Here is a 24,305-nt window from a genome sequence, read left to right as displayed (position 1 = left end):
GCATCGCCCGTTCCGGGCAGCGGGGGACTGACATGGCCAAGGGCATGAACAAGCGCAAGGAAACGAAGAAGCCGAAGAAAGAGGCCGCGAAACCGGCCGTCTCGGTCGCTTCGACCAACGCCAAGGTGACGATCTCCTCGGGCAAGCCGAAGGAATGACCCGCAGCAGGATGGGCAATGCCCGACCTGCGCCTCAGAACACCTCCTTCACCGCTTCCATCGCCACATAGGTCGAGGTGTTTGATACATGGGGCAGGGCGCTGATCACCTCGCCCAGCACCCGGCGGTAGGACTGGATGTCGGCGGTCCGGACCTTCAGAAGGTAGTCGAAGCTTGATGCCATCATGTGGCACTGCTCCACCTCCGGCACCGCCAGCACCGCGCGGTTGAAGGCGGTCAGTGCCGCCTCGCGCGTGTCCGAAAGGCGCACCTCCACAAAGGCCACATGCGCCTGCCCCATGCGGATCGGGTCCAGGATCGCGCGGTAGCCGGTGATGACCCCAGCCTCCTCCAGCCGCTTCATCCGCGCCTGGGTCGGCGATTTCGACAGCCCGATCCGCCGCGCCAGTTCCACCGCCGCAATGCGGCCCTCGGTCTGCAGGACCCGCAGGATGGCCAGGTCAAAGCGGTCCAGATCGGCGCGGTCATTTGACATTGCATAATCCCCGTTGGATCGGCGTTCCGCCTGCATATCGCAAAAGCTTCGGGAAAACAGCCCGGCACTTTGCCCTTATACTGGACAAAACGAAGGGTGCCATATGCCAACCGATTCCGCCTGGACCGTGATCACCACCGAAGCCCTCGCCGACGAGACACCGCTCGTCCGCCGGCTTCTGACCGAGGCCGCGCTTGACGCCCCCGCGCGGGCCAGGATCACCGCCGCCGGTGCCGATCTCGTCACCCGCATCCGCGCCAGCGCGCGCCCCGGGCTGATGGAGGTCTTCCTCGCCGAGTACGGGCTGTCGACCGACGAAGGCATCGCCCTCATGTGCCTTGCCGAAGCCCTTCTCCGCGTGCCCGACGCCGAGACGATGGATGCCCTGATCGAAGACAAGATCGCCCCCTCCGACTGGGGCCGCCACCTTGGCAAATCCGCCTCCTCCCTCGTCAACGCCTCCACCTGGGCGCTGATGCTGACCGGCAAGGTGCTGGACGATGCCGAAGGCGGCATCACCCGCCACCTTCGCGCCGCAGTCAAACGGCTGGGCGAACCGGTGATCCGCACCGCCGTTGCCCGCGCGATGAAAGAAATGGGCCGCAACTTCGTCCTGGGCGAAACCATCGACCTCGCGATGGACCGCGCCACGGAACTGGAAGCGAAAGGCTACACCTACAGCTACGACATGCTCGGCGAAGCCGCCCGCACGGAAGGAGACGCCCGCCGCTACCACCTCAGCTACTCCCGCGCGATCACTGCCATCGCCCGCGCGGCGAAAGGCAACGACATCCGCACCAATCCCGGCATTTCGGTCAAGCTTTCGGCCCTCCACCCGCGCTATGAGGTGGCGAAGCGCGCCCGGGTGATGGAGGAACTCGTGCCCCGCGTCCGCGCCCTTGCCTCCCTCGCCAAGGCCGCCGGCCTCGGCTTCAACATCGACGCCGAAGAGGCCGACCGGCTGGCCCTTTCGCTCGAGGTGATCGAGGCCACCCTTTCCGACCCCGCCCTGAAAGGCTGGGACGGGTTCGGCGTCGTCGTTCAGGCCTATGGCCGCCGCGCGGGCGCGGTGATCGACTGGCTCCACGACCTCGCCACCCGCCTTGACCGCAAGATCATGGTCCGCCTCGTGAAAGGTGCCTACTGGGACGCCGAGGTAAAGCGCGCGCAGGTGATGGGGCTGGAAAGCTTCCCGGTCTTCACCCGCAAGCAGGCGACCGACGTCAGCTACATCGCCAACGCCCGCAAGCTTCTGGGCCTCACCGACCGCATCTACCCCCAGTTCGCCACCCACAACGCCCACACCGTCGCTGCCGTCCTGAACATGGCCGGGGAGATGGGACGCTCACCCTTCGACTACGAGTTCCAGCGCCTGCACGGGATGGGCGAACGCCTGCATGACATCGTCCTGACCGACCAGTCCACCCGCTGCCGGATCTATGCCCCGGTCGGCGCGCATCGCGATCTTCTGGCCTACCTCGTCCGCCGCCTGTTGGAAAACGGCGCCAACTCCAGCTTCGTCAACCAGATCGTCGATGAGGACGTGCCCCCCGCGACCGTCGCCGCCTGCCCCCTGACCTTCGTCGAAGGCCTTGCCGCGATCCCCAGCCCCGCCCTTGCCACCGGCCCCACGCTTTTCGCCCCCCGCCAGAACTCCCGCGGCTGGGACCTGACCGATGCGGCCACCCTTGCCGCCCTCGACACCGCCCGCGGCCCCTTCGAGACCACGGCCTTCGACGCCCACCCCATCCTCGCCGGCCGCGCGGTCGGCGGCCCGCGTCATCCCGTGTTGAACCCCGCCACCGGCGCCCTCGTCGGCCATGTGCTGACCGCCGCCCAGCCCGACGTCGACACCGCGCTCCGCCTTGCCGAACCCTGGTCCGCCGCGCCTGCCCAGCGGGCCGAGGTCCTGAACCGCGCCGCCGACCGGCTGGAGGCGGACCACGGCCGCATCTTCGCACTTCTCGCACGTGAGGCGGGCAAGACCTTGCCCGACGCGGTCGCCGAACTGCGCGAAGCGGTGGATTTCCTGCGCTACTACGCGGCCCAGGCCGACCAGCCGCATCCCCCGCGCGGCGTCTTCGCCTGCATCAGCCCCTGGAACTTCCCGCTCGCCATCTTCTCGGGCCAGATCGGCGCCGCCCTTGCCGCCGGGAACGCCGTCCTTGCGAAGCCCGCCCCCCAGACCCCGCTGATCCCAACCCTCGCCGTCCAGCACCTCCATGCCGCAGGCGTCCCCGCCACAGCCCTGCAACTCCTTCCCGGTGGCGGCGAAGTCGGCGCCGCGATCACCCGCGATCCGCGCGTTTCGGGCGTGGCCTTCACCGGCTCCACTGCCACCGCCCAGGCAATCCGCCGCAATATGGCCGACCACCTCGACCCGACCGCGCCCCTGATCGCCGAAACTGGCGGCCTCAACGCGATGCTGGTCGATTCGACCGCGCTTCCCGAACAGGCGGTGCGCGACATCCTCGCCTCTGCCTTCCAGTCCGCCGGCCAGCGCTGCTCCGCCCTCCGTTGCCTCTACGTGCAGGAGGACGTGGCCGAAACCGTCACCGAGATGCTCTTCGGCGCGATGGACGACCTTGCCCTGGGTGACCCCTGGCACCTCTCCACCGACATCGGCCCGGTGATCGACACCGCCGCCCGTGGCGGCATCCGCGACTATATCGACGCCGCCCGCCACGATGGCCGGCTGCTGAAGGCCTTGAACACCCCGCGCGAGGGAACTTTCATCGCCCCCACCGTCCTCTCCGTCCGCGGCATTGCCGACATGCCGCGTGAGATCTTCGGGCCGGTCCTCCACATCGCCACCTTCAAGGCGCAGGAGATCGACGCCGTGGTCGATGCGATCAACGCCACAGGCTACGGGCTGACCTTCGGCCTTCACTCCCGCATCGATGATCGCGTGCAGCGCATCACCGAAAGGCTTCGTGTCGGCAACACCTATGTCAACCGCAACCAGATCGGTGCGGTCGTCGGGTCGCAGCCCTTCGGGGGCGAGGGGCTTTCCGGCACCGGCCCCAAGGCCGGCGGCCCGCATTACCTGACCCGCTTCACCCGCCCGCCCCATCCGGCGGCAACCCCCGACGACAGCACCGCCACGCCCGACGCCGTCGCCCGCGCCCTGACTGCCCCGCCCGCACCCGCCGCCCCTGTCACCCATGACCTGCCCGGCCCCACTGGGGAGTCAAACCGCCTGTCCCTTGTCGCCCGCGCGCCACTGCTCTGCCTCGGCCCCGGTCGCACCACGGCCGAAGCGCAGGCCCAGGCCGTTCGCAACCTTGGCGGCGCGGCAGTCGCAGCACCGGGGCTTGCCCCCGAGGCGCTTGGCAAGCTTCAGGGATTTTCCGGCGCGCTCTGGTGGGGGGAGGCCGAGGCTGGCCGCCCCTACGCCCAGGCGCTCGCCGCCCGCACCGGCCCGATCCTGCCCCTGATCGCCGCACCCGATGCCGGCCACGCCTGCCTCGAACGGCACCTCTGCATCGACACCACCGCCTCGGGCGGCAATGCCGAGCTTCTTGCCGCAGTCGCCGACGCTTGACGGACCTTCGCGGATCGGAAAGGCTGCCGCCGATGTTTCCGATCCGCGATCACAACCCCTCGGGCCGCACGCCCTATGTCACGATCGCGCTGATCGTGATCAACGTGCTGGTTTTCCTTGGCTACTTCGTCTCGCTTTCGGAACCCGAGCTCAACGGTTTCTTCTTCACCTGGGGCCTCGTCCCGGCCCGCATCATGCTGGGCGACGGGTATGAGACGTTCCTCACCTCGATGTTCCTGCATGGCGGCTGGTTGCACCTCGCCGGCAACATGCTGTTTCTCTACATCTACGGCGACAACCTGGAAGACGAGTTCGGTCACTTCGGCTTTCTGCTCTTCTACCTTGCGGCCGGGCTGGCCGCTGCCGCGCTGCAGATGCTGGCCGATGTCTATTCCCGCATCCCGATGGTCGGCGCCTCCGGCGCGATTGCCGGGGTGATGGGGGGGTATCTCCTGCTCTTCCCCAAGGCGCGGGTGGACGTGCTCTTCATCTTCATCATCTTCTTCAGGATCTTCGCCATCCGGGCGTGGATCGTCCTTGGCATCTGGTTCGCGATCCAGATCTTCGGCGGGCTGAACACGCCCGGTGACGCGGGCGGCGTGGCCTATTGGGCCCATGCCGGGGGGTTCATCGCGGGGCTTGTCCTGACCGCCCCCCTTTGGCTGCGGCTTGGTGGCGCGCGCTTCTGGGCCGAGACGCATGGCCACCCGCCGCACCCCGAAACCCAGTTCGAAGCCGCGCGGTCCAGCGTGCCGGTCATCCCGCGCCGGAGGATGTGACGGGGAACCGATTTCTTCCAAGAAATCGGAACGGAGCCTTAGAAGGCTCCGGTCCGGAGTTTTCGAAAACTCCGCGCGCCCTCAGCCCCGCAGCACCCCGGCAAAGGCGTCGAACAACCCGTCATTCCCGGCGACCAGCGCGCCGTCCAGGGGATTGGCGCCCTTGCGCAGCCCTTCGACCATGCCGCCTGCTTCCTTGACCAAGAGGATCCCGGCGGCCACGTCCCAGGGCTGCAGCTCGCGCTCCCAATAGCCGTCGTAGCGGCCCGCCGCGACATAGGCGAGATCCAGCGCCGCCGCCCCCCAGCGCCGCACGCCCGCGCAGGCCGGCATCAGGCGCGCAAGATCCTGCAGCATGGCCGGCAGCGTTGATTTCGCACCGAACGGTACCCCGGTCGAGAACACCGCCTCGTGCATCGCCCGGCGACCCGAAACCCGCAGGCGGCGGTTGTCGTTCAGCCAGCAGCCCGCGCCTTTCTCGGCCCAGAACATCTCGTCCTTCGCCGGGTCATAGACGACGGCCGAAACGATCTCGCCCTTGTGCTCCAGCGCGATCGAAACCGCCCAATGCGGCATCCCGTGCAGGAAGTTCGTGGTCCCGTCCAGCGGATCGACGATCCAGCGCCGGGTCGGGTCGGCGCCGTCCTGCACGCCCGTTTCCTCGCCGATCCAGCCATAGGTCGGCCGGCCGCCGAGGAGTTCTTCCTTGATCAGCCGCTCCGCCTCGCGGTCGGCCTTCGAGACGAAGTCGCCCGGCCCCTTGGTCGAGACCTGCAGGTTCTCCACCTCGCGGAAATCCTTGACGAGGCTCCGGCCAGCTTTGCGCGCGGCCTTGATCATCAGGTTCAGGTTGGCAGAGCCTTGCATGGGCGTACTCCGGTCGGTCTTCGGCTGTCGGCGATGGGGCGGCGTAAGTCTGGGGTCCACGGAAGTCAGGTCGCCGCAGAGGTCGCGCGGGCATACACGGGCGACGCCGCAAAGTGAAGTGCCGGCAGATGCATCGCCGCGTCGATTGCGCGCTTTCGCTTGATTCACTGGCGCAACTCTCCATGCTCGGCACAAGCTTCTCAGGGAGGGTGGGTGAATGATCTTCGATTGGCTTCAGTCAGGGCATTGTGCCGCACTCATCGGCGGTGGCATTGTCGGCCTGGCGGCTGCGCTCCTTCTCGTGCTGACCGGACGCGCCATGAACCTGTCCGCCATGCTTGGCAGCCTCCTTGGTGGCCACGAGGGGCTGGCGGCCACCAGCATTGCCTTCCTGGCGGGTCTGGTTCTTGCACCGACGATCTGGCTGGTCTGGGCGCCGCTGCCCGCAGCGGGCGGCCCGGTGAACCTGCCACTGGTCATCGTGGCCGGGCTCCTTGCAGGGTTCGGTGCGCGCCTTGGCAGCACCGGCATCAGCGGCCAGGCGATCCTCGGACTTGCGCGACCGTCGATACGGTCGCTGGTGGCGGTGATCTGCCTTCTCCTGGGCGGGCTCCTTGGGGTCGGGGCATCTGGATGGGTTCCTGACGCGAGGGTGCCATCATGATCCGGCTTGCTGCCCTGGCCTGCGGGCTCATTTGCGGGATTGGCCTGATCATTTCGGGCATGGCGGATCCGGCTCGGGTCCAGGCTTTCCTGCGCCCCGGTTCCGGCTGGGACCCGGGCTTCGGCCTTGCGATCCTTGCGGCGGTACTGGTTGCCTTCGCGGGCATCCGCCTGCATCGCCGCATCGGCCGCGCCCTGCTTCCCGGCCCGGCTGTCCCTGTCGAGGTCCTTGCCCTTGATGCCCGGCTGGCCGCAGGAAGCCTGATCTTCGGGCTCGGCTGGGGTCTTTCGGGCTTTTCGCCGGGGACAGCGATGGTCGCCGCAGGGCAGTTCCTTGGGGATGGCGCGCTTTTCGCGGCGGCAGCGCTGGTCGGAATGCTGTTGCATGACGTTTCGACCGCGAAAGGGCGCGCCTCGCTGAAGAATCTGCGGTCGCGCGGTTAGGGACGCACTGGAGCCTTGGAAAACGAGCGCGCGATCAGCCCCGCGCCCAGGATCACCAGCCAGAGCGAAAGGGCCAGGAACCCCGCCACCGCCAGCATCCCCAGTACCGGGGCCTCGTGCCCCAGCGCAAGCGCGAGCCCTTCGCCAAGGCCCAGCGTGATGCCGGCCACAGCCACCCCGGCAGGCACAGCCGCGAGCCGCGACCAGGGCAGCCGCGTGACCCAGGCCTGCCGCGCCGCCAGCCCAACCCAGATGACCGTCAGCATCTGGCCGAGGTGTTCGCCGATCGCCACCCCGCCCCACTGGTTCAGAAGGTGGAACCCAACCTCCAGCGCCGCCCGCGTCGCCACGTCTGCAGCGGGATCGGCATAGGCCACCGCCATCCCCGGAATCGCGAAGACCCAGCGCATGAGGCCGATCGCCTGCGCCAGCCCCGCCAGCGCCCCACGATCGCCGCCGCCACGGCCAGCCCCGGCCGCCGCGCCCAGTCCGCCGTCTCCAGCGCCAGCGCCGGGGCGAACAGGATCAGCGCCACCGCAGACAGGGCAAAGGCATACCAGGTCAGCACCAGCGCCGGACCACCGGCGGCAAAGGCCTCCAGCACCTCGCCCGCCGGGCGGCGCAGGATGTCGGGATAGTCGAACTGTGCGGCTAGTCCCGCAAAAGGCAGGTTGTAGCCGATGGCCAGCAGAAGGGCGGCCGTCCCGAGAAGGGTCCGTTGCATGTTGTCCTCACGATGCTTGTGTGTCACTCTATGGTGACTTGAGGTATATCACCGGTCGGTGACATGCGCAACAGCCGGAGGAACCATGCCCGCAGATTCCCCTGCACCCCGTCCCCGCAACCGCGACGAAACCCGCGCCGCGATCCTGCGCGCAGCCCAGGAGCTTCTGGCGGAAGAGGGATTTTCCTCTTTTGGTGTAAATGCCTTGGCCCGCCGCTCGGGTTTCGACAAGCAGCTGATCTACCGCTACTTCGGCGGGCTCGACGGCCTGATCGACGCCTTGGGCGAGGCGCTTGCCGGCTGGGTCGCCAGCCGGATGGACCCCATCCTTGCCAAGGACCCCGGCCCCGGCTATGGCGATCTGCTTCAGGCGGTCCTCTTCGCCTATCTCGATGCGCTCCGCGCCGATTCGCTGATGCAGAAGCTTGTTGCGTGGGAGTTGTCAGACCCCTCACCCCACGTCCGCCGCCTGGCCGACCAGCGCGCCCGAGCGCTGGGCGAGCTCGTCGCACGCCTGCGCGGCGACCGCCAGCCCGCGCCCCAGGTCGACACGCCGGCCCTGAACGCCCTCCTGATCGCGGCGGTTCAGCATATGGTGCTGGCCGGCGCGACCTCGGGCCGGTTCTCCGGGCTTGCCCTGGCCGATGAGGCCGACTGGACACGCGTCAAGGCCTGCCTGGCCCAGGTGATCCGCGCGCTGCAGGGCTAGGGGCGCCCGCCAGGAGGGCCAGCACCAGTACGACCGCAACCCCGCCCGTCACCCGCCCGGCCAGGCGGGGAAGCGCTCGGTCCAGCACCAGCCGCTGCAAGAGCCGATGGCGAGAAGCAGGAGAATCAGGTTGTAGCCGCGCAAACTCTGCCCCTATCCCCCGCCGAACGCGGGCCTACTGAACGATCTCGATCCGCATGTTGTCCTTGCCTTCCGCCTTCACTATCTGGAACAGGATCGCCGCATTGTCCGGATGCAGCCGCACGCAGCCGTTCGACGCCGGAGCACCCAGCTTCTTGATCTGATCCGTGCCGTGGATCGCGTAATGCCCGTCATAGAAAATCGCGTAAGGCATCGGCGCGTTGTTGTAGAGCCGCGATCGGTGATGCTTTGACAGCGCCTCTGCCCCGACAAAGACGCCGGTCGGGGTGACCTTCCCGGGCTTGGCAGTCGAAACGGTCCAGGTGAAAAGATGCCGCCCCTCGTGATAGACCTTCATCGTCTGGGACGAGATCGACACGCGGGCCACCACCCGCTCGGCATGGGCCACGGCAGGGGCCAGAAAGGCCGCAGCCAGGGCAAGCGCAGCGAAATACCCGCGCATGGAATCCTCCGACGTCAATGTTCAATGCCGTCAGGATTCCAGCAAATCGTGGCAAGTCAAAGGAAATTTCGCGGTGAGCCGGGACAGGACTTCCGCCGCTTACCCAGGAGAAGCCGCGGTCAACCGGGGGGTGATCCCGGCACCGCCAGTCCGCCGATCTCGGGCCCCGAAAGCTCGCGCAGAAGCTTGCGGCGGATCGCCTGCGGAAAGTCGATCTGCCGTTCTGCCAGCTCGACAAAGGCCCCGGGTCCGCCGATCACATAGGTCTGGAAGTACTGCACCAGCCCCTGCTCGTGCTCGCCGATGGCAAGCGCGTTGATCGTGATCCGGTCAAAGTCCAGGGTCGCCCGCACGTTCGAGACGAGGGCACCGTCATTGTTCTGCCCGTCCCCCGCCATGTCCAGCACCCGCCGGTCGCAGGGCGGCGCGCGATCCAGGAGTTCCGCACCAAAGCGCATCGCCTCTCCCAGCGCGGTCAGCTGCCGCACCTCGGGCTGGCGTGCCGCGCGCACCGCCCAGATCACCCGGTCCAGCGCCTCGGGGCCGTCGACCATGATCCAGTCCTGCACCAGCTCCTGGTGCCTCGCCCCGCTCCACTGATAGACCGCCAGCGCCACCGTCCCGCCGCCCTGAAGGATCGCGCGCTGCACCTCCCTGTCCTCCAGAGCCAGCGCCAGCCCCTCGGTCTGGATCACGAAATCCGCAGCGTCGATGGACCGCGAGACATCCGTCGCCAGAGCCAGCGCCAGCCGGCACTCGGCGGACGCCGGGGCAGTCATCAGAAGCAGGCTCAACAGAAGGCGCATGCGGTCCCCCTGTGCCAAAGCATAGGGCCATTGCTTCGTCGCACAATGGCAGGGCTTGCATGACCGCAGGCTTGCCGCCACGCTGCCCCCCGAAGGAGCATCTCATGGCCACCGAAAGCGCCGGCGTCGACATTGCCTCAGTCGTGATCCTGCTTGGCGCGGCGGTGGTCGCCGTGCCGGTCTTCAAGCGCGCGGGCCTCGGCTCGGTCCTCGGCTACCTCGCGGCGGGCCTTGCCATCGGCCCCTTCGGCCTTGGCCTCTTTTCCGACCCCATGGCCATCCTTCACGTCGCCGAACTTGGGGTGGTGATGTTCCTTTTCATCATCGGGCTCGAGATGCAGCCCTCCCGGCTCTGGGCGATGCGGCGTGACATCTTCGGGTTGGGGCTGACGCAGGTCCTCGTGTCGATGGCCCTCCTGTCGCTGGTCGGGCTGGCCCTGGGCTATCCCTTCGCGCCCTCGCTGGTCGCGGGCACTGGCTTTGTCCTCACCTCCACCGCCATCGTCATGCAGATGCTGCAGGAACGCGGCGACATCTCGGCCCCCAAGGGTCAGCGGATCGTCTCGATCCTGCTTCTCGAAGACCTCGCCATTGTCCCGCTTCTGGCCCTTGTCGCCTTTCTCGCCCCGGGGGGCGAGGCGCTGACCATGGCCGACCGGGCAGAAGGCATCGTGATCGGCCTTGCCGCCATTGCCGTCCTGATCCTTGCCGGGCGCTATCTTCTCAACCCCGTCTTCTCGCTCCTCGCCGCCGCCCAGGCGCGCGAGGTGATGACGGCCGCCGCCCTGCTCATCGTCCTCGGGGCCGCGCTCTGGATGCAGGTCGGTGGGCTTTCCGCCGCGATGGGGGCCTTCCTTGCCGGTGTGCTCCTCTCGGAATCCTCCTACCGCCACCAGCTTGAGGCTGACGTGGAACCCTTCCGGGGCCTTCTCCTCGGCCTCTTCTTCCTTGCCGTCGGCATGGCGCTGGACCTCTCGGTCGTGGCACGGAACTGGCAGCTGATCCTGATCTCGGTCGTCGCCCTTACGCTTCTCAAGATGCTGGCGATCTACACCGTCGCGCGCCTTTTCAAGGCCAGTCACCGCGAGGCGGTCGAGCGCCTGGTCCTCATGGCACAGGGGGGCGAGTTCGCCTTCGTCCTCTATGCCGCCGCCCTGTCGGTCGGCCTCATCACCGCCGAAGAGAACGCCACCCTGACCGCAGTTATCATCCTGTCGATGGTGATGACCCCGGTCTTCATCCTTCTCCACGACCGCTTCATGCCGAAGGCCGAGGTCTCGACCGACGGCATGCAGGCCCCCGAGGATGACGGCGATGCCGTGGTCCTGATCGGCTTCGGCCGCTTCGGCCAGGTGGTGACGCAACCGCTTCTCCGCATGGGCCTGCGCCTCACCATCATCGACACCGATCCCGAACAGATCCGCTCGGCGCGCGAGTTCGGCTTCAAGGTTTATTTCGGCGACGGCACCCGGCTTGATATCCTGCGCGCCGCTGGCGTCAGCCACGCCCGCGCCGTCGTCATCGCCGTCGACAACCAGGGTGCCGCCACCCGCATCGCGCATCTTCTGCATGACGAATGCCCGCTGATCCCGGTCTTCGCCCGCAGCTTCGACCGGCGCCACTCGATCGAGCTCATCAAGGCCGGGGTGGAAAACCCGATCCGCGAAACCTTCGAATCCGCTCTCAGCATGGGCGCCACCCTTCTGCGCGCCTTTGGCGAGGACCCCGACCGGGTCGAGGAAACCATCGCCGAGGTCCGCCTCCGCGACGCCGACCGCTTCGCCCTGCAACTCGCCGGCGACATCTACGCCGGTCGCGACCTCATGGTCGGCAACGCCGGGATGGCGGTAGAGAACTCGGGCTGACCGCCGATAGGGGGGCTGAAACCGATTCGGGCGATATGGTTAACGTCTTCTCGTCTCTCCGCGCGTAGAGACGGAAGGAAGACAGAAGGAAGACGCGTTCAAGACGCTCAACCTTTCCGAAACACCCCGGATTAACCCAGCGTTCTGAAGGGCTTACAGGTCACGCTGCAGCTTCACCGGCTCCGACCGCGCCAGCCGCAGGAAATGCGCCATGAAGGGCTTCGCCACATCGGCATCCCGCGTCGCTGCGTACATCCGTTTCGTCACCACCTCCGGCCCTAAGGGTCGCGTGACATAGTCGGCATTCGTCTTCACCTCCCGCATCACCCAGTCCGGCAGGACCGCCACCCCCCTGTTCGATCCGACCAGCATCAGGATCACCGCCGTCAGCTCAGCCGTGCGCTGAGCGCGCGGCTCCACCTTCGCCGGCGTCAGGATTTCCGTAAAGATATCAAGCTTGTCGCGGCTGACCGGATAGGTGATCAGTACCTGGTCGCGGAAGTCCTCCGCCGTGATGAATGCCTTTTCAGCCAGCGGATTCTGGGACGAGGCGACGAAGGTCGGGTGGTAATCGAACAGCGGGTTGAACACGATCCCCGGCGGCGGCTCGCGGTCCGAGGAAATCACCAGGTCCACATCCTCGCGGTTCAAGGCCGGCAGCGCCTCGAAGGCGAGGCCCGCCTTGATGTCCACGTCGATCTCGGGCCAGGCGTGGCGGAACATCTCCAGCACCGGGAACAGCCAGTCGAAACAGGCATGGCACTCGATCGCGATGTGCAACCTGCCGGTTCTCCCGGCCCTCAACGCCCGGAATTCCTCTTCCATCGCGTCTATCTCTGGCAGGATACGCTCCGCCGCCCGCAACATCCTGTGTCCCGCCGCAGACAGCCGCATCGGCTTTGACCGGCGGACGAACAGTTCCATCTCCGCCTGATCCTCCAGCCCCGCCACCTGATGGCTCAGCGCCGACTGGGTCATGTTCAGCATCTCTGCCGCCCGCGCGAGCCCCCCGGCCTGCTGGATCGCGCGGATCGTCCGCAGATGACGCAGCTCGATATACATGAACGAACCTCATGAAGAACGTGAGAACTATGAATTGGTCTCACATCAACCTTTCTGGCACAAGATGGGGAAAGGAGACGCCCATGGTCACGCCGCGCATCAGTTTCGAGTTCTTCCCGCCGCAGTCGCTCGACGCTTCGTTCCGGCTTTGGGAAACGGTGCAGGCCCTGGCGCCGATGAAGCCCTCCTTCGTCTCGGTCACCTACGGCGCGGGCGGCACGACCCGGACACTGACGCATGAGGCGGTCTCGACCATCCACCGCAACTACCGCCTGCCGGTCGCGGCGCATCTTACCTGCGTCGACGCCACACAGACCGAGACGCTGGCCATCGCCGAATCCTACGCCGCCGCCGGGGTGACCGAGATCGTCGCCCTGCGCGGCGACGCGCCGAAAGGGGCACAACGCTTCGTGCCGCATCCCCTCGGCTTTGCCAATTCGGTGGAACTGGTTGAAAAGCTTGCCAGAACCGGCAAGTTCAAGATCCGTGTCGGCGCCTATCCCGAACCCCACCCCGATGCCGCCGACAGCACCTCGGACGTGACCTGGCTCAAGCGCAAGATCGACGCCGGGGCCTCATCCGCCATCACCCAGTTCTTCTTCGAGGCCGACACCTTCTTCCGGTTCCGCGATGCCTGCCTGAAGGCCGGGATCACCGCGCCGATCATCCCCGGCATCCTGCCGATCACCTGCTGGGAAGGGGCGAAGAAGTTCGCTGCTCGCTGCGGCACCCGCGTGCCGCCGAAGCTGGACGAGGCCTTCACCACTGCCGCCCGCGACGGGCGGGAAGAGCTTCTGGCGCTTACCCAGTGCACCGCGCTCTGCGACCGGCTGCTCCAGGGCGGCGTTGAGGATCTTCATTTCTATACCCTTAACAGACCGCACCTGACCCGCGAGGTTGTCCGAGCGCTGGGCATCGCGCCCGAGGTGACCTTGGAAAAGGTTGCATGATTTCAGCCTCTTGAAGGCAAACGATGTCTCCCTGGGCGGCTTTCCGACCTGTTCCCCAGCAGGGTCCGGAAAGCCGCCATTTTTCCTTTTGCTTGCCCCCTTGCCATGATCGGCTAATGTCGCCCGAACCCTTGCGGCGGAAGTCCCATGTCCAAGCTTGTCACCCTTCTGAACGGTCCGAACCTGAACCTCCTTGGCCTCCGCCAGCCCGAAATCTACGGGCGCGAGACCTTGGACGACGTGTCCTCACGCGTGGCCGATCTGGCCGAGGAACTGGGCCTGCGGGTCAAGGCGCTGCAATCGAACCACGAGGGCCAGTTGGTCGACTGGATCCAGGCGGCACGCGGCACCTCGGCCGGGATCATCATCAACCCCGGCGCCTATTCCCACACCTCGGTCGCGATCCTTGACGCGCTCAATGCCTATGAAGGCCCGGTGATCGAGGTCCATATCTCCAACATCCACAAGCGCGAGGCGTTCCGCCACCATTCCTACGTCAGCCACCGCGCCGACGGCGTGATCGCGGGCTGCGGGACCGAGGGCTATCTTCTGGCGTTGCGCCGTCTGGCCTCGCTTCTGGCGGCATGACGGACCGCTTCCGCTGGCACCCCGAAGCGCGGCTGTTCGACAGCGCCGGGCGTGAGGTGCCAAAGGGCAGGGCGACTGGCCCGGTTTTGCCCGACAGCGCCGAAGGGCTGGCGCAAGCCTTTGATCTGCAAGCCTTCCGCATTGGTGCGCCTGATCAGTCCGCGCCCCAACAGGCGGATGTTCCGGTCTTCGAAACCCTCACCTCCGGCTCGACCGGCACACCCCGGCGCATCCTGCGGACGCAAGCGTCCTGGACCGCCAGCTTTGCCGTGAACGCAGGCATCGGCATCGGCCCCGGCGCACGGGTCGCGGTTCTGGGGAGGCTGGTGCACTCTCTCTCGCTCTACGGCGCGGTCGAGGGGCTGCATCTTGGCGCCGAGGTCCACCTTCTGGACAGTCTGCGCCCCGACCGCCAGCGCAAAGCCTTGATTGCACGCCGCATTTCCCACCTTTACGCGACACCCGCGCAACTCCGCCTTCTGGTCGACGACTACGGACTTTGCCCCGATCTGCGGGTGATCCTCGTCGGCGGCTCCAAGCTTGACCCCGGCCTGCGGGCTGGCCTCCAGGCGATGGCCCCGGCGGCGCGGGTCCATGAATTCTACGGCGCGGCCGAGACAAGTTTCATCACCTTTGCCGGTGCCGATACCCCGGAAGGATCGGTCGGGCGCGCCTATCCGGGGGTCGAGATCGCGCTGGATCCCGGGGGCGAGGTCTGGGTCAGAAGTCCCTTTCTTTTCAAGGGCTACGCGGGTGACCCCGGCAGCGCCTGCTGGCGCGACGGCTGGCTTACGGTGGGCGAGATCGGGCGGATGGAGGATGGCTTTCTTTACCTCCATGGCCGGGCAGGCCGGATGGTCACGGTCGCCGATCAGAACGTCTTTCCCGAGGAGATCGAGGCCCTGATGCAGGCCCTGCCCGGTGTCGACCGGGTGGCGGTGCTGGCGGTGCAGGACCCGCGTCGCGGGCACGTGCTGGTGGCGATGGCTCAGGGGGACCCCGCCTGCGAAGGGGCCATTCTTGCCGCCGTCCGCGAAAGGCTTGGGCCGCTCAAGGCGCCCAAATCACTGATCTGGCAGGAAGATTGGCCGGTCCTGCCCTCGGGCAAGACCGACCTTCGCGCGCTGGAGGCGCGGATTCCTTGGCCCGCCTGATCGCCGCCCGCCGCACCGCCGTTGTCCCGCGTGGCGGGGCCTTTGCGCGCCTCTCGATCGAGGACCTCGCCGCCCCGGTCGTGCAAGCCGTACTGGCAGATGCCGGGATTGGGGCTGATGGGGTGGACGAGTTGATACTCTCCAACGCCCTTGGCGCGGGCGGCAATCCGGCGCGGCGCGTGGCGCTGGCGGCGGGTCTGCCCGAGCGGGTGGGGGGGCTGACGATTGACCGGCAATGCGCGGGGGGGCTGGATGCGATCCTCCTTGCCGGGGCGCTGGTCGACAGTGGCGCTGCCGATGTAGTTCTCGCCGGGGGGGCGGAAAGCTATTCCCGCCGCCCCTTGCGCCTTGCGACCGATCCCGATGGCGGGCCGCCGCTTCCGTACGACGAGGCGCCCTTCACCCCCTGGCCCGACCGCAATCCCGGCATGTCCGAGGCGGCGGACGCGCTGGCGTCACGGCTGGGGATCGGCCGGCATCGGCAAGAGGCATGGGCGATGGAGAGCCATGCCAAGGCCTTGGAATCAGACCATTCCGTTGAGATCGTGCCGCTTCACGGTGTCACGCAGGATGCCTTTCCGCGCAGGCTTTCGCCCAGCCTTCTGGCCCGTGCGCCGGTTGTCCATGGCAGCATCACCGCCGCCACGGCGGCGGTCGCGGCGGATGGGGCGGCGCTTTGCCTTGTCGTCTCGGACCGCGTGGCAGAGGGCAGGGGCCTCGCGCTTCTGGCCGGGGCCACGGTCGGCGGCGCGCCGCAAGAACCGGGACTCGCCCCTGTGGCCGCCATCGCCCGCATCTGGCGGGGCGAACCCCTTGAGATGGCAGAGGTCATGGAGGCCTATGCCGTGCAGGCCATCGCGGTCGTCGAAGGGGCGGGGCTTGACCCCGCTATGGTCAATCCGGGAGGGGGCGGGCTGGCGCGCGGGCACCCGGTCGGCGCTTCGGGCGCGATCCTTGCGGTGCGGCTCTTCCACGGCCTTAAGGCTGGACGAGGCCTTGCCGCCATCGCGGCGGCCGGCGGGATCGGGACGGCGCTTTTGGTGGAAGCCTCAGGCGCGTGACAGGACCGCGCCGGGGCGCATCCGGGCGAGCTGGCCGGTGACCACTCCGGTAACGGCGGCCTTGGCAAGGTCACCCGGCACAAAGGCAAGGGCGCCCGCCGCCGTCTCGGCCAGCGTGAATTCGTTCATCCACGCGGCCACCGGAATGCCGATGGCGTAAAGCGTGACCATCCCGCCACCCACGGCGGCAACCCCGGCGGCCCAGGGCAGGGAGATCATCGTCAGCCGCTCGGTCAGCCAGCCGGTGACAAAAGCGGCGATGGGGAAGCCGATCACATAGCCGATGCGGGGGGTGTAAAGCACCGCCCAAAGGTTCGCCCCGCCTGAGAGAAGCGGCAGCCCAAGCGCGATGAGTGCAACGAAGACCAGCACCGCCAGCGCCCCTTTGCGGGCACCCAGGACGGCCCCGGCCAGCATCACCCCCAGCGACTGGAAGGTGATCGGCACGCCGGCAATCAGGTCGATCCGGGGCAGGAAGCCCAGCACCGCGATCAGCGCGGCGAAAAGGGCGATATAGGCGATGCTGCGTTCCAAGGCGGTCTCCTTCCGGCTTGGACGCACCTAGACCGAAGCGCTTCTGGCGCGCAAGGCCTCGGCGGCATGGTCGGCCTCATCAAGGGCGGCCAAGGCAAGGGGTGCGAGCAGCCGGTGGCGTGGCTTTCGCGGCGAGCGCGCCTTCCAGGCCCGGGACAGGTCGCCGGCGCGTTGGGACAGGACAGGCACGAAGCGCACCGTCATGGCAAGCGCCAGCGCGATGCGGTCAACCGGCAGGCCAAGGCGGTTGAGGGGGCGCATGATGCGGGAGAAGGTGGCCAGAAGCTCGTCGAACCGTGTGGTCATCAGCATCAAGGTCGCCGCCGCGAACATGGTCAGCATGCGCAGGGTGATGGCGAGGCCGGTCTCGGGTGTCCCGCGAAAAAGGTGCCAGCCGCCGATGACAAGGACAAAGGGCCAGAGCGGCCAGAGGCGGCGGGGCAGCCGTGCCGCCTCGGCCAAGCCGAGGGGCAGGGCGGCGGCCCATACGGCAAGAAGCGCGGCGGTCAGAAGCCTCGGGTCAGCCGTAAGGCCAAGGGCCAGGCCAAGGACGGCGAGAAGGCCAAACTTCACCCCGGCGGGCCAGCGGTGGAGCGCGCTATCAGTGGCCAGGGGCTGCGTCAGCATCTTCGGCTCCGATCCGGTGCATTTCGGCGGTGAAGGCGGGGATCACATCCTCCGGCCGCCCGTCGGCTGCGATGCGGCCTGCCTCGATCCAGATCACCCTGTCCGCCCCGCTAAGGGTAGTGGGGTCGTGGGTGATCGTCACCAGCCGTTGCGGTAAAGCGGCAAGGCGACGTGCCAGCCGGGCCTGCGTCGGCAGGTCGAGGCCAGACAGGGGTTCGTCCAGCAGGATGGTGCGGGGTGCCATCAGAAGGAGCGCCATCAGGCAAAGACGCTGCCGTTGCCCCTGGCTCATCGTCGAGACTGCGGTGGTGGCCCAGTGGGCAAGCCCGTCTGCGGCAAGGGCCGCATGCACCTGTGCGAGGGCGGTCGGGCGTGTCATTCCCTGCTGGACAAGGCCGAAGGCTAGCTCTTCCTCGACCGTCGGAAAAAGGATCTGGTGATCGGGGTTCTGGAAGAGGATTCCCAGGGACGAAAGCGCGGCCTTCCGATCGCGGAAGGGGTCCGCGCCTTCGACCCGCACGGTGCCTTCGCTGGCCGGAATCAGCCCGGCGATCAGCCGCAGAAGCGTGGTCTTGCCCGATCCATTGCGGCCAAGGACACCGATCCGCGCCTCGGTCAGGTAGAGCGACACGTCCTCAAGCACCAAACGCCCGCCAAGGCGCACGGATGCCCCCGCAAGGTGGATGCCTTCGGAGGGCTGCAATGCCGTGGTGTCTGGTGGGGAGGGCATGGAGGTGGGTCCGGGATGCGCTGCCATTCCAGGGTGCGCATCCGGGACCTGAAGCCTCTCCCGCAGGGCGGAAGAGGCGACCGGGATGGCGCCCCGGATCAGGGCGCTTCAGCCATGGGCTCAGGGGCAGGCAGCCTGGAAGGTGTTGCCGTTCGCGTCGCGATAGGTGCACTGGCCGTTGTTATTGCGGGCGATCAGATTGCCGGCAAGTCCACCGGCGATCGCGCCGACCGCGATGCCCTTGTTGCGGTCGCTGCCCGAGGAAACCGCCGCGCCAAGCGCCGCGCCGCTGAGGGCTCCGACGGTGGTTGCCTGGGTTTCCGGAGTGCAGGCCGACACAAGCATAACGAGGGGCAGAGCAAGATAGGTGAGGCGAGTCATGACATTCTCCCGTTCATGGACACGTGAAGCTTTATGCCGTGTCGCGCGCAGTATTCCAGAAGATTCAGCAAGTAGCGCGCTTTTTCGCGCAACCTTTACCAATGAGGGGCCCGGCGACCGAAACGGCCACCGGGGGTGCCAGCCAAGTCTGCCGAAACGCTCAGGCTTGGCGGGCCGCGGCGACCGAAGCCTCAAGGATGTCCATCGCCTCAGCGAAATGGGCATCGGGGATGGTGATGGGGGCAAGGAAGCGGACCACGTTGCCGTAGACGCCGCAGGTCAGAAGGATCAGCCCGCGCTTCTGCGCTTCCATCCGCACCCGGCCGGTGAAGCCCGCGTCGGGCTCCTTGGTCTTGGCGTCGCCGAATTCGACCGCGACCATGAAGCCCGGGCCACGGATGTCGATGATCTCGGGCGTCGTGGCCCGGAGGGCCTCAAGCCGCTGCTTCAGGCGGCTGCCAAGCTCGTTCGCGCGGGCGCAGAGGTCTTCTTCCTCGATCACGTCAAGGACGGCGTTCGCGGCGGCGATCCCGAGGGGGTTGCCGGCATAGGTGCCGCCCAGACCGCCCGGATTGGCGGCGTCCATCAGCTCGGCCTTCCCGGTGACGGCGGCCAGCGGCAGCCCGCCGGCAAGGCCCTTGGCCATCGTGGTCAGGTCGGCCGCAACCCCATGCATTTCCATCGCGAAAAGGTTGCCGGTCCGGGCAAAGCCGGTCTGCACCTCGTCGGCGATCATCACGATGCCATGCTTGTCGCAAAGCGCGCGGATCGCTTTCACAAGGTCGGTCGGCGCGGGGTAGAAGCCGCCTTCGCCCTGCACGGGTTCAAAGATGATCGCGGCGACGCGGGCGGGGTCGAGGTCCGCCTTGAACAGCTTTTCGATCCCCTTCATCGCGTCGGCGGTCGAGATCCCGTGCGGGTCCATCGGGAAGGGCACGTGGAAGACATCCGGCATCATCGCGCCGAAGCCCTTCTTGTAGGGCTCGACCTTGCCGGTCAGCGACATACCCATGAAGGTCCGGCCGTGGAAGCCGCCGCCGAAGGCGATGACGGCGTTCCGCCCGGTGGCGATACGGGCGATCTTGACCGCGTTCTCGCAGGCCTCGGCGCCCGTGGTGACGAAGATCGTCTTCTTCTTGAAGTTGCCCGGCACCTTGTCGTTCAGGCGCTCGGCCAGGCGGATGTAGTTTTCATAGGGCATCACCTGGTGGCAGGTGTGGGTGAACTTCGACATCTGGTTTGCCACGGCGGCCATCACCTTCGGGTGGCAATGCCCGGTGTTCACCACCGCGATCCCGGCGGCAAAGTCGATGTAGCGGTTGCCCTCGATATCCCAGACTTCGGAATTCAGTGCGCGATCTGCGTAGATCTGGGTCATCATCCCGACCCCGCGCGAGATGGCTTCGTCCCGGCGCTTGGCGACTTCGGCGTTCAGCATGGTTCAACTCCTCTTGGCGACCCCCGTCCAGCGTGCATGGGCCCGGGGAGTCGTGCTTGTCTCTATTTGATCAAATTTACCGACCGGGTTCAATCCTTGTTTCACAGGCGGCGCCGGGACGGATTCAGCTTTCGTTAAGGATAGAGAATGCAGGCTACAGCCGGAAGATGACACTGGGCGCGCGAATCGGGGGCGGATGATGGCGGATGGGCAGCTTGTGATCGCCGATGACGACCGGATCGACCGGCTGCGCCTCTTGCGGTCTCGTCGGGTGGGGGCGGTGACCTTCCATCGGCTGATGACGGAACATGGCAGCGCCCGCGCGGCCCTAGCGGCCCTTCCGGCCATCGCGAAGGCTGCGGGGGTGGAAGATTATGAAGTTTGCCCCCTTGGCGTCGTCGAGGCCGAGTTGCGGCAGGGTCGGGCCTTGGGGGCAAGCCTGATCGCGCATGGAGAGGCGGGTTATCCCGCCCTTCTGGCCGAGGTGCCGGATGCCCCGCCGATCCTCTGGGCATTGGGCGACCTGTCGCTTCTGACGCGCCCGATGGTCGCGATGGTCGGGGCGCGCAACGCCTCGTCCCTTGGGGTGCGGATGGCGAAACGGCTGGGCAACGGGCTGTCCGAGGCAGGCTTCACCGTGGTGTCGGGCCTGGCGCGCGGGATCGATGCCGCCGCGCATGAGGCTGCGCTGGAGGGGCCGGGCGGCACGGTCGCGGTCATGGCGGGCGGGATCGACGTGATCTACCCGCCGGAGAATACGGCGCTTGCCCGGGACATCGCCGCACGGGGCTGCCGGATCAGCGAACACCCCCCGGGGCTGGACCCGCAGGCGCGCCATTTCCCCCTGCGCAACCGCATCGTCGCGGGCCTGTCGCGGGCCGTGATCGTGGCCGAGGCGGCAGCGAAATCCGGCAGCCTGATCACCGCGAAGGCGGCGCTGGACTATGGTCGCGAGGTGATGGCAGTGCCCGGGCATCCCTTCGATGCCCGCGCCTCGGGCTGCAACATCCTGATCCGGGATGGGGCCATTCTGGTGCGCGGCACCTCGGACGTGCTGGAGGCTCTGGGCGCGCCGACGCGGCCCGAGCCCGAGGTCCGGCTGCCGGTCCTGCCGGGACCCGAGGCCGCGCAGCGCCCGTTGAAAGAGGTTGCGCTACTGCACTCCATGATCCTGTCGCGGCTTGGCCCCAGCCCCCTGGCCGAGGACCAGTTGGTCCGCGACCTGAAGGTGACGCCCGCCGAACTTGCACCGGAGCTTCTGAACCTGGAGCTTGAAGGGCGGATCGCCCGGCAGCCCGGAGGCCTTCTGGCCCGGATCGACTGACGTCCGGGGTTCAATCGCGGGCGTTCCTGCGTGTCGAAGGTAACCGAAAACGGCCCCTGTAGCGGCGGCAGGTGGTCGCTGGTGCGCCCGGTTGACAAGCAGGCAGCTTCGCCCACATGGTGCCGCCCCATTCGCAAGGCCTTTGGAGTTCGGGTACACCATGCCAGTCGTTGTCGTCGAATCCCCCGCCAAGGCAAAGACGATCAACAAGTATCTCGGCCCCGATTTCACCGTTCTTGCCTCTTACGGCCATGTCCGCGACCTGCCGGCGAAGGACGGGTCGGTCGACACCGAGCATGGCTTCGACATGCAGTGGGAAGTGGCGCCCGAATCGAAGAAGCATGTCCGCGCGATCGCCGAGGCGCTGAAATCCGACGACACGCTGATCCTTGCGACCGACCCTGACCGCGAGGGTGAGGCGATCAGCTGGCACCTGAAAGAAGCGCTGTCCTCGAGTCTGAAGAAGGGCAAGAAGGTTGCCCGGGTGACCTTCAACGCGATCACCAAGGATGCGGTCACGAAGGCGATGAAGGAACCGCGCGAGGTCGATCAGGCGCTGGTCGAGGCCTACCTCGCCCGCCGTGCGCTGGACTATCTGGTGGGCTTCACGCTGTCGCCCGTCCTGTGGCGCAAGCTTCCGGGGGCGAAATCGGCGGGGCGGGTGCAGTCGGTGTGCCTACGCCTGATCGTCGAGCGCGAGATGGAGATCGAGGCCTTCAAGGCGCAAGAATACTGGACCGTGAAAGCCGTCTTCCGCACGCCGAGAGGTCAGGAGTTCGAGGCCGGGCTGGTCACGCTTGGCGGGAAGAAGCTGCAGAAATTCGACATTCCGACCGCGACCGCGGCTGATTTGGCGGTCGCTGCTTGCACTTCTCGAACATTCAGCGTGGCGGCAGTGGAATCGAAGCCCGCCACCCGCAACCCCTGGCCGCCCTTCATGACCTCGACCCTCCAGCAGGAGGCGAGCCGCAAGTATGGCATGGGCGCCAAGCAGTGCATGAATGCCGCACAGCGCCTCTATGAGGCGGGTCACATCACCTACATGCGGACCGACGGCATCGACATGGCGCCCGAGGCGGTGATGGCCGCGCGGGACGAGATCAAGCGCCGCTTCGGCGCGGATTACGTGCCGGACAGCCCGCGCATGTACAAGAACAAGGCCAAGAACGCGCAGGAAGCGCATGAATGCATCCGCCCGACCGACATGGGCCTCGGGCCGGAAAAGATCCGGGTCGAGGATGACCAGCGCAAGCTTTACGACCTGATCTGGAAGCGCACGATCGCCAGCCAGATGGCGGCGGCGCGGCTGGAGCGGACGGCGGTCGACATTTCCAGCCCGGACGGGCAGGTGGCGTTCCGCGCGAACGGGCAGGTTATCCTCTTCGACGGCTATCTGAAGGTCTACGACCAGGGCCGCGACGACGAGGATGAGGATGAAGGCCGCCTGCCGCAGGTGATGCAGGGAGAAAAACTGGACAAGGGCGCCATCACGCCCGACCAGCACTTCACCCAGCCCCCGCCGCGCTACACCGAGGCGACGCTGGTCAAGCGGATGGAAGAACTCGGCATCGGTCGGCCATCCACCTATGCCTCGATCCTGACCACCATCGTCGACCGTGAATACGTCCGGAAGGACAAGAACCGCCTGATCCCGGAAGACAAGGGGCGGCTGGTGACGGCCTTCCTTGCGAACTTCTTCAAGCGCTATGTCGAATACGACTTCACGGCGGATCTTGAATCCGAGCTTGACGATGTCTCTGCCGGGGACCGTAACTACAAGGACGTGCTCGCGCGCTTCTGGCGCGATTTCAGTGCGGCGGTGGCGGAAACCGCTGACCTGCGCATCGGGGAAGTTCTTGAAAAGCTGGATGATTTCCTCAGCCCGCATCTTTACCCGCCGCGCGCCGACGGCAGCGATCCGCGCGTCTGCGCCACCTGCGGCACCGGGCGGCTGCATCTGAAGACGGCGCGGTCCGGCGGGGCCTTCATTGGCTGCAGCAACTATCCTGAATGCCGCTATACCCGCCCCCTGGCGGGCGATGCCGAAAGCGTCGCCTCGGATGGGCGCGTCCTTGGCCAGGACGAGAACGGGACGGAGATCAGCCTGCGGGCCGGACGTTTTGGCCCTTACGTCCAGCGGGGGGAGGCGTCGGAAGCCAACCCCAAGCCCGACCGTGCAAGCCTGCCCAAGGGCTGGTCGCCCGACACGATGACGCTGGAGCGCGCGCTGGCGCTTCTGTCGCTGCCGCGTCCGATCGGGCCGCACCCGGCGGACGGGACGCTGGTCGAGGCCGGGATCGGCCGGTTCGGGCCTTACGTGAAGCATGGGGCCGTCTACGCCAACATTCCGGACGTCGAGGAGGTCTTCACCATCGGCATGAACCGGGCGGTGGAGGTTCTGGCGCAGAAACTTGCCGGACGCAGGGGCTCTGCTGCGCCTGCGGGACCGTTGAAGGTGCTCGGCACCCACCCGGACGGGGGCGAGGTTCAGGTGATGCCGGGGAAATACGGGCCTTACGTCAAATGGGGCAAGGTGAACGCGACCTTGCCGAAAGGGGTCGAGCCCGAGGCGGTGACGCTGGACGAAGCCCTTGCGCTGATAGCCGAAAAGGCGGGCAAGGGCGGCAAGAAGGCCCCGGCCCGAAAGGCAGCAGCGAAAAAGGCGCCAACGAAGAAGGCGGCAACCAAGGCTCCGGCAAAGAAGGCAGCCGCCGGGAAGGCCGCACCGAAGAAGACGGCCGTCGCCGAAGGGCCGGACGTCGTGGAAGACATCTGAACCTAAACGCAGGGCTATCGC

The 24,305-nt window shown here is 67.2% G+C and carries 25 protein-coding genes; 13 read left to right on the top strand and 12 right to left on the bottom strand.

Annotation, left to right across the window (positions count from 1 at the left end; translation table 11 throughout):
• The first annotated feature begins 32 nt into the window (after window positions 1-32).
• Window positions 33-158, top strand: coding sequence for a hypothetical protein (locus tag AC2D9V_RS01240; RefSeq protein ID WP_484712214.1), 126 nt, complete (start codon window positions 33-35; stop codon window positions 156-158).
• 34 nt (window positions 159-192) lie between these two features.
• Here AC2D9V_RS01240 and AC2D9V_RS01235 read toward each other — a convergent pair whose 3' ends face one another.
• The gene (locus AC2D9V_RS01235; RefSeq protein ID WP_484712213.1) at window positions 193-654 is read right to left on the bottom strand and encodes an Lrp/AsnC ligand binding domain-containing protein; all 462 of its coding nucleotides are present in this window, start codon (window positions 652-654) and stop codon (window positions 193-195) included.
• 103 nt (window positions 655-757) lie between these two features.
• On the opposite strand from AC2D9V_RS01235, the gene putA reads away from it, so the two are divergent.
• Entirely contained in the window at window positions 758-4,198 is a 3,441-nt protein-coding gene (gene putA, locus AC2D9V_RS01230; protein WP_484712212.1) for a bifunctional proline dehydrogenase/L-glutamate gamma-semialdehyde dehydrogenase PutA, read from the top strand.
• A gap of 32 nt (window positions 4,199-4,230) precedes the next feature.
• Window positions 4,231-4,977 carry a rhomboid family intramembrane serine protease gene (locus AC2D9V_RS01225; protein ID WP_484712211.1) on the top strand — a complete coding sequence of 249 codons (747 nt, stop codon included), beginning with the start codon at window positions 4,231-4,233 and terminating at the stop codon, window positions 4,975-4,977.
• A gap of 81 nt (window positions 4,978-5,058) precedes the next feature.
• On the opposite strand, the gene AC2D9V_RS01220 is transcribed toward AC2D9V_RS01225, so the two are convergent.
• The gene (locus tag AC2D9V_RS01220; protein WP_484712210.1) at window positions 5,059-5,844 is read right to left on the bottom strand and encodes an inositol monophosphatase family protein; all 786 of its coding nucleotides are present in this window, start codon (window positions 5,842-5,844) and stop codon (window positions 5,059-5,061) included.
• Between the two features lie 217 nt (window positions 5,845-6,061).
• Here AC2D9V_RS01220 and AC2D9V_RS01215 point away from each other — a divergent pair, with 217 nt between their 5' ends.
• Together AC2D9V_RS01215 and AC2D9V_RS01210 are read left to right on the top strand one after the other, a co-directional pair.
• Entirely contained in the window at window positions 6,062-6,508 is a 447-nt protein-coding gene (locus tag AC2D9V_RS01215) for a YeeE/YedE family protein (RefSeq protein WP_484712209.1), read from the top strand.
• Entirely contained in the window at window positions 6,505-6,951 is a 447-nt protein-coding gene (locus AC2D9V_RS01210; protein ID WP_484712208.1) for a DUF6691 family protein, read from the top strand. The genes AC2D9V_RS01215 and AC2D9V_RS01210 overlap by 4 nt, the downstream gene beginning before the upstream one ends.
• Here AC2D9V_RS01210 and AC2D9V_RS01205 read toward each other — a convergent pair.
• Both AC2D9V_RS01205 and AC2D9V_RS01200 read right to left on the bottom strand, forming a co-directional pair.
• A complete protein-coding gene (locus AC2D9V_RS01205) occupies window positions 6,948-7,301 on the bottom strand; it encodes a hypothetical protein (RefSeq protein WP_484712207.1) in 354 nt (117 codons plus the stop codon). The two genes, AC2D9V_RS01210 and AC2D9V_RS01205, sit on opposite strands and share 4 nt — an antisense overlap.
• Window positions 7,259-7,675, bottom strand: a complete 417-nt coding sequence (locus AC2D9V_RS01200; protein WP_484712206.1) for a hypothetical protein — start codon at window positions 7,673-7,675, stop codon at window positions 7,259-7,261. The genes AC2D9V_RS01205 and AC2D9V_RS01200 overlap by 43 nt, the downstream gene beginning before the upstream one ends.
• Window positions 7,676-7,760: 85 nt before the next feature.
• Here AC2D9V_RS01200 and AC2D9V_RS01195 point away from each other — a divergent pair, with 85 nt between their 5' ends.
• A complete protein-coding gene (locus tag AC2D9V_RS01195) occupies window positions 7,761-8,384 on the top strand; it encodes a TetR/AcrR family transcriptional regulator (RefSeq protein WP_484712205.1) in 624 nt (207 codons plus the stop codon).
• 175 nt (window positions 8,385-8,559) lie between these two features.
• Here AC2D9V_RS01195 and AC2D9V_RS01190 read toward each other — a convergent pair whose 3' ends face one another.
• Together AC2D9V_RS01190 and AC2D9V_RS01185 are read right to left on the bottom strand one after the other, a co-directional pair.
• A complete protein-coding gene (locus AC2D9V_RS01190) occupies window positions 8,560-8,988 on the bottom strand; it encodes a L,D-transpeptidase (protein ID WP_484712204.1) in 429 nt (142 codons plus the stop codon).
• A 119-nt stretch (window positions 8,989-9,107) separates the two neighbouring features.
• A complete protein-coding gene (locus tag AC2D9V_RS01185; protein ID WP_484712203.1) occupies window positions 9,108-9,794 on the bottom strand; it encodes a DUF1194 domain-containing protein in 687 nt (228 codons plus the stop codon).
• Window positions 9,795-9,898: 104 nt separating this feature from the next.
• Here AC2D9V_RS01185 and AC2D9V_RS01180 point away from each other — a divergent pair, with 104 nt between their 5' ends.
• Window positions 9,899-11,659, top strand: a complete 1,761-nt coding sequence (locus AC2D9V_RS01180; RefSeq protein ID WP_484712202.1) for a monovalent cation:proton antiporter-2 (CPA2) family protein — start codon at window positions 9,899-9,901, stop codon at window positions 11,657-11,659.
• Window positions 11,660-11,812: 153 nt separating this feature from the next.
• Here AC2D9V_RS01180 and AC2D9V_RS01175 read toward each other — a convergent pair whose 3' ends face one another.
• On the bottom strand, window positions 11,813-12,721 hold the full coding sequence (locus AC2D9V_RS01175; protein ID WP_484712201.1) for a LysR family transcriptional regulator: 909 nt from the start codon (window positions 12,719-12,721) through the stop codon (window positions 11,813-11,815).
• An 83-nt stretch (window positions 12,722-12,804) separates the two neighbouring features.
• On the opposite strand from AC2D9V_RS01175, the gene metF reads away from it, so the two are divergent.
• From metF to AC2D9V_RS01155, 4 genes are all read left to right on the top strand, one after another.
• Window positions 12,805-13,671 (top strand): methylenetetrahydrofolate reductase [NAD(P)H], encoded by an 867-nt coding sequence (gene metF / locus AC2D9V_RS01170; RefSeq protein ID WP_484712200.1) that lies wholly within the window; start codon window positions 12,805-12,807, stop codon window positions 13,669-13,671.
• A gap of 147 nt (window positions 13,672-13,818) precedes the next feature.
• Complete coding sequence (gene aroQ, locus AC2D9V_RS01165) at window positions 13,819-14,259, top strand: type II 3-dehydroquinate dehydratase (RefSeq protein WP_484712199.1); 441 nt, start codon at window positions 13,819-13,821, stop codon at window positions 14,257-14,259.
• Window positions 14,256-15,413 carry an AMP-binding protein gene (locus AC2D9V_RS01160; protein WP_484712198.1) on the top strand — a complete coding sequence of 386 codons (1,158 nt, stop codon included), beginning with the start codon at window positions 14,256-14,258 and terminating at the stop codon, window positions 15,411-15,413. The genes aroQ and AC2D9V_RS01160 overlap by 4 nt, the downstream gene beginning before the upstream one ends.
• Complete coding sequence (locus AC2D9V_RS01155) at window positions 15,401-16,474, top strand: thiolase family protein (RefSeq protein ID WP_484712197.1); 1,074 nt, start codon at window positions 15,401-15,403, stop codon at window positions 16,472-16,474. The genes AC2D9V_RS01160 and AC2D9V_RS01155 overlap by 13 nt, the downstream gene beginning before the upstream one ends.
• Here the strand turns inward: AC2D9V_RS01155 and AC2D9V_RS01150 are convergent.
• From AC2D9V_RS01150 to AC2D9V_RS01130, 5 genes are all read right to left on the bottom strand, one after another.
• Window positions 16,463-17,008, bottom strand: a complete 546-nt coding sequence (locus tag AC2D9V_RS01150) for a biotin transporter BioY (RefSeq protein ID WP_484712196.1) — start codon at window positions 17,006-17,008, stop codon at window positions 16,463-16,465. The genes AC2D9V_RS01155 and AC2D9V_RS01150 overlap by 12 nt on opposite strands.
• 27 nt (window positions 17,009-17,035) lie before the next feature.
• The gene (locus tag AC2D9V_RS01145; RefSeq protein ID WP_484712195.1) at window positions 17,036-17,635 is read right to left on the bottom strand and encodes an energy-coupling factor transporter transmembrane component T; all 600 of its coding nucleotides are present in this window, start codon (window positions 17,633-17,635) and stop codon (window positions 17,036-17,038) included.
• A complete protein-coding gene (locus AC2D9V_RS01140; protein ID WP_484712194.1) occupies window positions 17,610-18,365 on the bottom strand; it encodes an energy-coupling factor ABC transporter ATP-binding protein in 756 nt (251 codons plus the stop codon). The genes AC2D9V_RS01145 and AC2D9V_RS01140 overlap by 26 nt, the downstream gene beginning before the upstream one ends.
• A gap of 120 nt (window positions 18,366-18,485) precedes the next feature.
• Window positions 18,486-18,746, bottom strand: coding sequence for a YMGG-like glycine zipper-containing protein (locus AC2D9V_RS01135; protein WP_484712193.1), 261 nt, complete (start codon window positions 18,744-18,746; stop codon window positions 18,486-18,488).
• Between the two features lie 160 nt (window positions 18,747-18,906).
• Window positions 18,907-20,184, bottom strand: a complete 1,278-nt coding sequence (locus AC2D9V_RS01130) for a 4-aminobutyrate--2-oxoglutarate transaminase (protein ID WP_484712192.1) — start codon at window positions 20,182-20,184, stop codon at window positions 18,907-18,909.
• A gap of 199 nt (window positions 20,185-20,383) precedes the next feature.
• Here AC2D9V_RS01130 and dprA point away from each other — a divergent pair, with 199 nt between their 5' ends.
• Both dprA and topA read left to right on the top strand, forming a co-directional pair.
• Window positions 20,384-21,508 (top strand): DNA-processing protein DprA, encoded by a 1,125-nt coding sequence (gene dprA / locus AC2D9V_RS01125; protein ID WP_484712191.1) that lies wholly within the window; start codon window positions 20,384-20,386, stop codon window positions 21,506-21,508.
• 160 nt (window positions 21,509-21,668) lie between these two features.
• Window positions 21,669-24,284, top strand: a complete 2,616-nt coding sequence (gene topA / locus AC2D9V_RS01120) for a type I DNA topoisomerase (protein ID WP_484712190.1) — start codon at window positions 21,669-21,671, stop codon at window positions 24,282-24,284.
• Window positions 24,285-24,305 lie beyond the last annotated feature (21 nt).

The sequence above is a fragment of the Tabrizicola sp. T46 genome (assembly GCF_057219895.1).
Note: the sequence above shows the minus strand (reverse complement) of the source record. Positions and strands in the feature narration are given on the sequence as shown.